The 9,948-nt window shown below is 38.7% G+C and carries 5 protein-coding genes and 2 pseudogenes; 3 read left to right on the plus strand and 4 right to left on the minus strand.

All coding sequences use genetic code 11. The features are described from left to right. Positions 1 to 394: 394 nt before the first annotated feature. Both BHE89_RS02350 and BHE89_RS02355 read right to left on the minus strand, forming a co-directional pair. Positions 395 to 3,544 (minus strand): efflux RND transporter permease subunit, encoded by a 3,150-nt coding sequence (locus BHE89_RS02350; RefSeq protein ID WP_069368560.1) that lies wholly within the window; start codon positions 3,542 to 3,544, stop codon positions 395 to 397. A 14-nt stretch (positions 3,545 to 3,558) separates the two neighbouring features. Continuing rightward, the gene (locus BHE89_RS02355; protein ID WP_069368559.1) at positions 3,559 to 4,752 is read right to left on the minus strand and encodes an efflux RND transporter periplasmic adaptor subunit; all 1,194 of its coding nucleotides are present in this window, start codon (positions 4,750 to 4,752) and stop codon (positions 3,559 to 3,561) included. Positions 4,753 to 4,876: 124 nt separating this feature from the next. Here BHE89_RS02355 and acrR point away from each other — a divergent pair, with 124 nt between their 5' ends. From acrR to mscK, 3 genes and pseudogenes are all read left to right on the plus strand, one after another. Continuing rightward, positions 4,877 to 5,521, plus strand: a complete 645-nt coding sequence (gene acrR / locus BHE89_RS02360; RefSeq protein WP_069368558.1) for a multidrug efflux transporter transcriptional repressor AcrR — start codon at positions 4,877 to 4,879, stop codon at positions 5,519 to 5,521. Between the two features lie 28 nt (positions 5,522 to 5,549). After that, a pseudogene (locus BHE89_RS02365) lies at positions 5,550 to 5,904 on the plus strand (DsrE/DsrF/TusD sulfur relay family protein). 167 nt (positions 5,905 to 6,071) lie between these two features. Further along, positions 6,072 to 9,452 (plus strand): annotated as a pseudogene (gene mscK / locus BHE89_RS02370) (mechanosensitive channel MscK). Here the strand turns inward: mscK and rsmS are convergent. Together rsmS and priC are read right to left on the minus strand one after the other, a co-directional pair. Beyond that, positions 9,453 to 9,617, minus strand: coding sequence for a pleiotropic regulatory protein RsmS (gene rsmS, locus BHE89_RS02375; RefSeq protein ID WP_069368555.1), 165 nt, complete (start codon positions 9,615 to 9,617; stop codon positions 9,453 to 9,455). Between the two features lie 11 nt (positions 9,618 to 9,628). Then, positions 9,629 to 9,948 (minus strand): primosomal replication protein PriC (gene priC / locus BHE89_RS02380; RefSeq protein ID WP_171742433.1); only part of this gene is annotated, 320 nt, incomplete at its 5' end.

Here is a 9,948-nt window from a genome sequence, read left to right on the forward strand (position 1 = left end):
TTAATAGTAGACACTTATTATTGCATAAGTCACTATCTGAACAAACTAGAATTTTGTCTTATTTTCAGTAAAAATCAATAAATCTCAATTAAGGGGGATTCCTCTTAACATAATGATTATCTTAGTTTTTTAGCGTATTTTTTAAAATGTTTTAACCGTGTAAATGAGGCATAATTATCGTTGTTATTTATAAAATAAACAGAGCAGCTTAAACTTTTGACAAAAAAAGTCACATATAAAGAAAAAAAAAATAAAAATGAAATTTATTGATTAAAGAGATACTTCCTAAAAATAATATAATGAGATAAGTTTTCATTTAAAACAATACATCAATAGATAAAGAAAAAAGGTCGCTTTCGCGACTTTTTAGCATTATCACTCAAATTCATTCTAATTAGTGTGAATGATTTGGATGCTCTAAATCTTCATTTTTCTTCGCAAATCGTCTACGGATCACGACGAAGAAGATAGGAACAAAATAGATAGCAAGGGAGGTTGCGGCAATCATACCACCGAATACACCTGTACCTACTGAGTTCTGAGCACCAGAACCTGCACCGTTACTTAATACCAGAGGAATAACCCCTAACATAAAGGCCAGAGAGGTCATTAGAATTGGACGTAGACGCATTCTAACAGAATCTAACGTTGCTTCTATGAGTCCTTTACCTTCTTTCTCCATCAAGTCTTTGGCGAATTCAACAATTAAGATTGCGTTTTTCGCCGATAACCCAATGGTTGTTAAAAGCCCAACCTTAAAGTAAACGTCGTTTTCAAGGCCTCTTACTGATGTTAATGCAAGAGCACCAATAACACCCAGTGGAACGACTAACATAACGGAGAATGGTACTGACCAGCTTTCATACAGAGCAGCAAGACAAAGGAATACAACTATCAAGGAAATGGTATACAGCGCAGGCGCTTGGTTACCCGATAAACGTTCTTGATATGACATTCCTGTCCATTCATAACCGATACCGCTTGGTAGTTTACTTGCGAGATCTTCCATCATGAGCATTGCATCACCACTACTTTGACCAGGTGTTGCACTACCTTGAATTTGAACTGCTGGTAAACCGTTATAACGCTCTAAACGAGGAGAGCCGTATAACCAAGGATCTTTACTTGTATCAATGAACGATGAGAATGGAACCATCTGACCGATATTGTTACGAACATAAAGATTGCCGATATCTTGTGGCAACATACGGAATTGTGATTCAGCTTGAACGTAAACTTTCTTAACACGACCACGGTCGATAAAGTCGTTTACATAGCTACCACCAAACATCGTACCTAATGTTGAATAGATATCACTGATTGCAACACCTTGAGCTTGTGCTTTTTCTAGGTCGATATACAGACGATACTGTGAAGTATCTTCCTGACCATTAGGACGCACACCCGTTAACATTTGAGGTTGTTGTGCTGCCATTCCGAGTAATTGATTTCTCGCTTCCATGAGTTTTTCGTGACCGAGGTTAGCTTTATCCACCAACTCGAACTCGAAACCACCCGCAGAACCTAACTCAACAATCGCTGGAATATTAAATGAATAAACAAAGGCTTCCTTTATTTGGGATAGTGCCATGTTAGCACGTCCTACGATAGCTGGAACTTTGTCTTCTTCTGCTTTACGTTCATCCCAGTCATTCAATACAACGAAAACTAAACCCATATTTTGGCCTTGACCACCGAAGCCGAAGCCACTTACGGTAAAGACAGATTTAACAAGTTCTTTTTCATCAGTATTGAAGTAGTCATTGACTCTTTCGAGTACATCTTGGGTTTGTTCTTGTGTCGAGCCAGCAGGCAACTGAACCATTGTCAGCAATACCCCTTGGTCTTCTTCAGGCAAGAACGATGCAGGTAGACGAATAAACATTAACGCCATGCCCGCGACTAATAAAACGTAAATTAACAAGTAACGTCCTGTACCACGAAGAGTACGAGATACGCTGTCAGTATAGTGATGGCTGCTCTTTTCAAAGGTACGGTTAAACCAACCAAAGAAACCAGTTTGTACACCATGACTGCCTTTCGGTATAGGTTTTAACATCGTTGCACAAAGTGCAGGTGTTAAAATCAATGCAACGAAAACAGATAGAATCATTGCTGATACGATGGTGATCGAGAACTGGCGATAAATCGCACCTGTTGAACCACCAAAAAATGCCATTGGAATAAATACCGCAGACAGCACAAGTGCGATACCTACCAGTGCACTTTGGATTTGCCCCATCGATTTACGTGTTGCTTCTTTAGGTGATAAACCTTCTTCTTGCATTACACGTTCGACGTTTTCTACCACAACGATGGCGTCATCCACCAGAAGCCCGATGGCAAGTACCATCGCGAACATCGTCAAGGTATTTATCGAATAACCGAATGCTGAGAGTATGGCGAAGGTACCTAACAATACAACAGGCACTGCAATTGTTGGAATTAACGTAGCACGGAAGTTCTGTAAGAACAGATACATAACTACGAATACCAGCATGATTGCTTCAACGAGCGTTTTTACTACTTCGAAAATAGAGATCTTAACGAATGGCGTTGTATCGTAAGGATAAACGACCTCTAATCCCGCAGGGAAGAACGGCTCCATTTCAGCCAATGCTGCACGTACCGCGGTTGCTGTATCTAACGCATTGGCACCCGTTGCTAATTTAATACCGATACCCGAAGCAGGTAGGCCATTAAAGCGAGCAACAGTACTGTAGCTTTCTGCTCCCATCTCAACCACACCGAGATCTTTTAGCTTAACCTGTGAACCATCGGTGTTAACCTTCATCAGGATATCACCAAATTGTTCTGCGGTGTTGAGTCGAGTTTGAGCAATAATTGATACGTTTAAACGTTGACCAGGAACAGGAGGTGTGCCTCCTAATTGACCCGCTGCCACTTGGTTATTCTGCGCTTTAATCGCATTAGTCACATCAAGTGTGGTCATGTTATATTTCACCAGTTTATCGGGATCTAACCAAATACGCATGGCGTATTGAGTACCAAATAACTGGGTTTCCCCCACACCAGTAACACGGCTTATGGGGTCTTTAATTGTAGCACCGACATAGTCTGCGATATCATCTTGTGACATTGAACCGTCATTTGAGATGAACCCCGCAACCATCAAGAATGAACTTGAGGATTTATCAACACTAATCCCTTGTTGTTGCACTTCCTGAGGTAATAAAGGCATAGCAAGTTGCAGTTTATTCTGCACCTGTACTTGCGCGATATCAGGGTCAGTACCTGCTTCAAAGGTCAGAGTGATATTCATCATACCCGCTGAGTCACTGGTCGCAGACATATACACCATGTTATCGATACCGTTCATATTCTGTTCGATAACTTGGGTAACGGTGTTCTGCACAGTGGTGGCATCAGCACCCGGATAAACCGCAGAGATAGAAATCGCTGGCGGTGCAATCGTTGGATACTGGGCAACAGGCAATTTGATGAGTGCCAGAAGACCTGCGAGCATGGTAATTATCGCAATTACCCACGCAAATATCGGTCTATCTATAAAAAACTTAGGCATGGATCACCGACTCCTTATTGAGGATTCTTAGCTGGCTCAGTTTGTTCAGGTGATGGCTTCGCATCTAAATTCTCTTCTTGAGGCGTTACTGTCATTTTGGGTTTTGCTTTTTGCAAACCTGAAACGATAACGCGCTCACCAGCCTGAACACCACTATTAACGAGCCATTTATTACCAACAGCTTGTGACACATTGATGGTACGAACTTCAACAACATTATCTTTGTTAACAACCATCGTTGTTGCTTCACCACGAGCTGTACGAATAACGGCCTGCTGTGGGATCAAAACTGCATTTTGACGAATACCATTTTCTAATTTAGTACGAACAAACATACCCGGTAATAATTCCCCATTCGGGTTAGGTACGATCGCACGCATCGTAATTGAGCCTGTTGTTTCATCAACAGTCACATCAGAAAACTCTAAATGACCTTTCTGTGCGTAAGTCTGCCCATTAGTCAATGTTAAATGAACAACAGGTTTGCCTTGCTCTTGACGAATAACGCCACTTTCAATTTCATTTTTAAGTTTCAGGTAGTCTTCACTCGATTGCGTCACATTGACATAAATCGGATCAATTTGCTGAACCGTTGTCAGTGCAACTTGCTGACCTGGAGCGACAAGCGCACCTTCTGTCACCGTTGACTTACCTGAACGACCTGAAATTGGTGCTGTTACTTTGGTATAATCAAGATTAATTTTTGCAGTTGTTACAGCGGCTTCGCCTGCTTTAACAGCAGCAACAGCTTGTGCGTACTGAGACGTTGCAGTATCAAAATCTTGTTTACTGATATAGTTTGTACCCAGCAGAGGCTTATAACGCTCCACAGTGAGACGCGCTATTTCAGCATTAGCTTTAGCTTTCACTAGTTCAGCTTGTGCACTATTTAAAGTTGCTTCAAACATAGCTGGGTCGATTTGGTACAAAGATGTACCTGCTTCTACATAGCTACCTTCGGTGTAATTGCGTTTTAAAATAATGCCGCCAACTTGAGGACGAACTTCAGCAATACGGAAGGCTGATGTACGACCAGGTAAATCAGTGGTGATTGTCAGAGCTTCCGCTCCTAAAGTCACAACACCTACAGCCGGAGCAGGGGGTGGCCCCCCAGCAGACTGTTTAGCTTTGTCGTCACATCCAGCAAGAACCAAGCTGCCTGATAGCACTAACAGAGCCAGAGGCAAAACCCCTCTGTTTTTTCGCATAAGAAAACCTCTATTCAAACGTTGTTTCCCGGGATAAAAATAATTAAGTTGATGATTGATTGCGATGTATAGTACAAACATACATGAATGTATGTAAATTAACTTCAGTCAAAATCGAGGATTAATGGCACGAAAAACTAAACGGCAGGCACAAGAAACAAAACAGCAGATTATTGATGCTGCACTTAGGCTGTTTACTGTGCAAGGCGTTTCTGCCACATCACTTTCAGATATTGCTGCCGAAGCAGGTGTTACTCGTGGCGCAATATATTGGCACTTTAAAAACAAAGTGGATTTATTTACTGAAGCGTGCGAACTCACCGACTTAAAAATAGAATCTTTAGAAATAGAGTATCAAACAAAATACCCAGATGATCCACTATTTGTATTAAGAGAATTGCTTATTTACATATTGACATCAATTGTCGAAGATCCCAAACATAATGCATTATTAGAAATATATTTCCATAAATGCGAATTTGTCGGTGAAATGACACCAATTGTTGAAATTCGCAGAGAATTGTGTGCAGCGGATTACTCTAGAATAGAACAATCTTTCTCTCGTTGTATTGAAAAAAAACAGCTTCCAGCCAACCTTAATTTAAGAAGAGCTGCCATTATGTTAAGAGCTATGATGACAGGTCTTGCCGAAAATTGGTTATTTTCACCAGAAAGTTTTTCTATCAAAGATGAAAGTCAATATTTGGTTGATAGCTTTATTGATATGATAAAGCACAGCGCAAATATGAGAATATCTGCGTCATCTTAATTTATTATTAAACTTGAGGAAGATGTTTATGAGTAAGGTATTAGTTATTGCTAATGGTGCAGCTTATGGCAATGAATCATTATTTAACGCACTGCGTTTATCAATAACATTAAAAGAACAGCATCCAGAAACGGAATTAAATATTTTTTTTAATGTCAGATGCTGTGACTGGGGCTTTAGCTCACCAACACCCGAAAGAAGGCTATAACTTACAGCAAATGTTAGAAATTCTGACAGCGCAAAATGTTCCAGTTAAATTATGTAAAACATGCACAGATACTCGTGGTATCAGTGAGTTACCCCTCGTGGATGGTGCTGAATTAGGCACATTAGTGGACTTAGCTCAGTGGACATTAGAGGCTGATAAAATTCTGACTTTCTGATCACGATTTCATTTTCTCAGGCGAGAAATAACCTAAGCAACTTGTTCTATTTACACTGCCAATTTAAAGGAATTGGATTATAATTAGAAACAGTTTTTCAATATTAATTGAACAAGTTGCTTAACTATGCGTACTCATATTTTTTTGCTCAATTCAGTAATCGAATAATGACGAGTATTTTCGGCGCGATTATTGCGTTTATTTTTTGGAGTTTCTCCATCACCTCAGTTTTCGCTGTGACACCTAGTAATTTACCCACCCAAGACAGTATTCAAAACCAGCTTAATTTATTAAACAAACGCAGTGAGCTAAGTGCAGAAGATAAATTAACGATTGCTGATTTGGAACAATCTCTTTTATTACTTGATAACATCCAACAGCTAGAAAAAAAGTCAGTAAATTATGATAAAACCGTAGAGCAATTACCTGAAAAACTGCGTAATGCACAATATCAACTGAATCAGTTAAAGCAGAGAGTCGCTAATAAAGAAGTAGAAGATTATCAAAAATCACTAGAAGCATTACCGTTAACAACGTTAGAGTCACAATTAGAGACGGTCTTACAATCATTACAAAAAGCGCAAGACGATTTAGCAAATTACAGCAATGAACTTATTGTGTTACAAACACAACCAGAAAGGGCACAATCTGTTTTATTTAATAACTCAGAAAGACTGCAACAAATAAGAATATTATTGAATAAAAGTAGTGCGGATAAAGCACAAATGCGATCTTCTGCCGTACAATTGTTACAATTAGAGCAATATTATCTTCAACAACAGAATAATTATCAAAAGCGCACCTTACAATCTAATGTGCAGTTACAAAGTTTATTACAACTCCAACGTGATTATAGTTCTGCTTACATCGATCTTTCCCAAGAACATGCTCAACTTATCCAAGACGAGATTAGTGATAAGCGTTTAGATAGTTCAGAAGAAACGGCGAAAGAAGCGCAAAGTACGGGACTTGAAAATCAGGCAATTAATAATAATCCTTTTTATTTAGCACAAACAGAAATCAATAAACATCTCAGTGATAAGCTGATTGTTACAACGCAAAATAATAATGAGCTAAATCGTCATAGCCTGATGGTTAAAAATCGTTTAGACAGAGCTATTCAATCTGAACGAAATTTAAAAGAACAATTGATGTGCTAAAAGGAAGTTTATTACTTTCTCGTATTTTTATTTGAAGAGCAAGTTGATTTACCTGATGGTATTTTCATTAATAACCTGCCCGATAAAATTGCGGATTTACGCTTAGAACAGTTTGAAATAAACAAACAACGCGATCAGATAATACAGCCCAGTATTTATATTGATCAGTTGATGAATGAGTACCAAGCCACTCATCCTGAAGCGACGGATCCTAATGCACAAAAAGAGTTACGTAGTGCATTAGAATCACTTGTTGATGCTAGACGTGAATTACTTGATAAGCTTAACAATCAATTGGGCAATCAAATCTCAGGTTCAATTAATCTACAAATGGACCAACAACAATTACGTAGTGTGGTTAGTTCACTCGAAAACACATTGGCTCAGCAAATTTTCTGGGTAAGCAGTAATAAGCCGATTAATCTTAATTGGTTTTCAACATTCCCCGCTCAGGCTGTTGCCGAGTTTCAAGGTTTTAAACTCAATTGGTCAAATGAAAATCTGCTGATCGGGGCTAAGAAATCACTGCCTGTTCTTATTGCGTTAATTTTGTTCGGTTCAATACTGATCTGGCAACGTAAAAAACTTGATATTCAGTTTGAAAAACTCAATGGGGATATAAATAAACTTAATAAAGATTCGCAGTTACATACGCCACTTGCACTGGGCATTGTTTTTCTAAAAACATTACCTTTGTCTTGTTTTGTCTTAGCGATTGGATATTGGCTAATAAATAGCTTTAATGTACAACAAGAATTTATCTGGTCCTTCGCTTGGCAATTTGCGGTATTTTGGCTGATGTTTGAATGGTCTTATCGCTTAATGTCTGACAATGGGGTTGCCGTAAAACATTTTAAAATACCCGTAGAACGAGTCCAGCAAAACCGTAAACGTTTATTGCGACTTTCTCTTCCTATGTTGCCTATTATTCTACTTTCTGCTTATGGGATTAATAATCCATTACTGCTGGTGGGTGATGTTATTGGGCAGTTGGTTGCCATTATTTCATTATTGGGTATTAGTTTCTTCGCACTGCCATTTTGCCGTGAAATGTGGCAAGAAAAAGGCAACCATGTTGTTAGAACCGTAGTGATTACGTTATTAACGTTTTCACCTTTAATTTTAATGGGATTAGTGATTTTTGGTTATTACTATACGGCGTTACGTTTAGCAAATCGTTGGATTGATAGTTTATATCTGCTTATGTTGTGGTTTATTGCTTATCACGCCAGTTTACGCGGATTAACTGTTGCGGCTAGAAGACTTGCATATCGCCGCGCTCTTGAACGTAGGCAAGCGATGTTAAAAGAGAAAAAAGAAGGTGAAGATAACAGCCTTGAACCTATTCAAGAGCCACCAATGGATATGGATCAAATCAATCAGCAATCATTAAGACTGACAACGATGATCTTATTTATCATCTTTGCTTCGAGTTTCTATGGGATCTGGTCTGATTTTATTACGGTCTTTACTTATTTAGATGGAATAACACTTTGGAGTTACACATTACCGACAGAACTCGGTAATGTGGTTAAGGCAGTGACTGTTGCAGATTTATTATTGTCTGTTTCTATTATGGCAATTTCTTGGTTTATGACACGAAATTTACCAGGTTTATTAGAGGTATTAATTTTATCTCGTATAAAACTGCAACAAGGTGCGTCTTACGCGATCACAACTATTTTGACCTACATTATTATTGCTATCGGGACCATCGTATCACTGGGAATATTAGGTGTAGCATGGGAAAAACTGCAATGGTTGGCGGCAGCTTTAACGGTGGGTTTAGGATTTGGTTTACAAGAGATATTTGCAAACTTTGTGTCCGGCTTAATCATTTTGTTCGAAAGACCCGTCAGAATTGGTGATACGGTTACTATTGGTACTTATTCTGGCACGGTAAGTCGAATTCGTATTAGAGCAACGACAGTGACTGACTTTGATCGCAAAGAAGTGATTATTCCAAATAAAGCGTTTGTAACTGAACGGCTTATTAACTGGACATTATCTGATACGGTGACACGTATTATTATTCAAGTGGGTGTTGCTTATGGATCTGATCTCAATAAGGTCAAAGAGATCTTAATGAAGGCCGCTAAAGATAATGTCAGAGTGATGACGGAACCAGAACCTGTGGTGTTATTTACTGAATTTGGGGCAAGTACCCTGAATCATGAGTTGCGTTTTTATGTCAGAACATTAGGTGATAGAAGTATTGCAATAGATGAAGTTAATCGTGCTATTGATAAGCTATGTAATGAAAATAATATCAATATTGCGTTTAATCAACTTGATGTGTATTTGCATAATAAACAAGGTGATGAAGTACAAGAGATAAAACGTCCTCTTGATGGTTCAACACCTGAAGCCAATACGCCTTTTGCTTAATTAAAGGGATGAATGAGTAGATTGTGCCGCTAATTTTTCTTCATAATCTAGGCGCACAATCTCGAGAGCTTCTAGTGCTGTTTTAGGATCAATATGGTGGCTTTCAAGTAAATAGATAAGATCGACTGCCAATTGAATAGACTCTGGTGCTTCTTTTAAGCTCATTATTACTCCTATTAAAATTTATCTTCTTGTTTCTCAATGCCTTTTTCGATAGAGAATAGCGCATTTTTACAGCGTGCAAGGCGATTTTCAAGCGCGGCAATCTCTTTTTGTAGCGCTTGTTGTTTCATAAAGCTCTGTGCTTGTGTTAATGAAAGCTCTCTATCTTGGATCATGGCTTGTAATCGACGCTCATAATCCTGATGTTGGGCAAGTTTTTGGTATAAATCGACACTTTTTTTTCGTTGAGTAAGCTGGTTCTCTTGCTTTCTTAGTGTTTGTGTCGATAATTCACGAGTTAATGCTTCAATTTGTTGTAGGATTTGTGTGGCCA

The sequence above is a fragment of the Shigella sp. FC1967 genome (assembly GCF_001743005.1).
Classification (GTDB): domain Bacteria; phylum Pseudomonadota; class Gammaproteobacteria; order Enterobacterales; family Enterobacteriaceae; genus Proteus.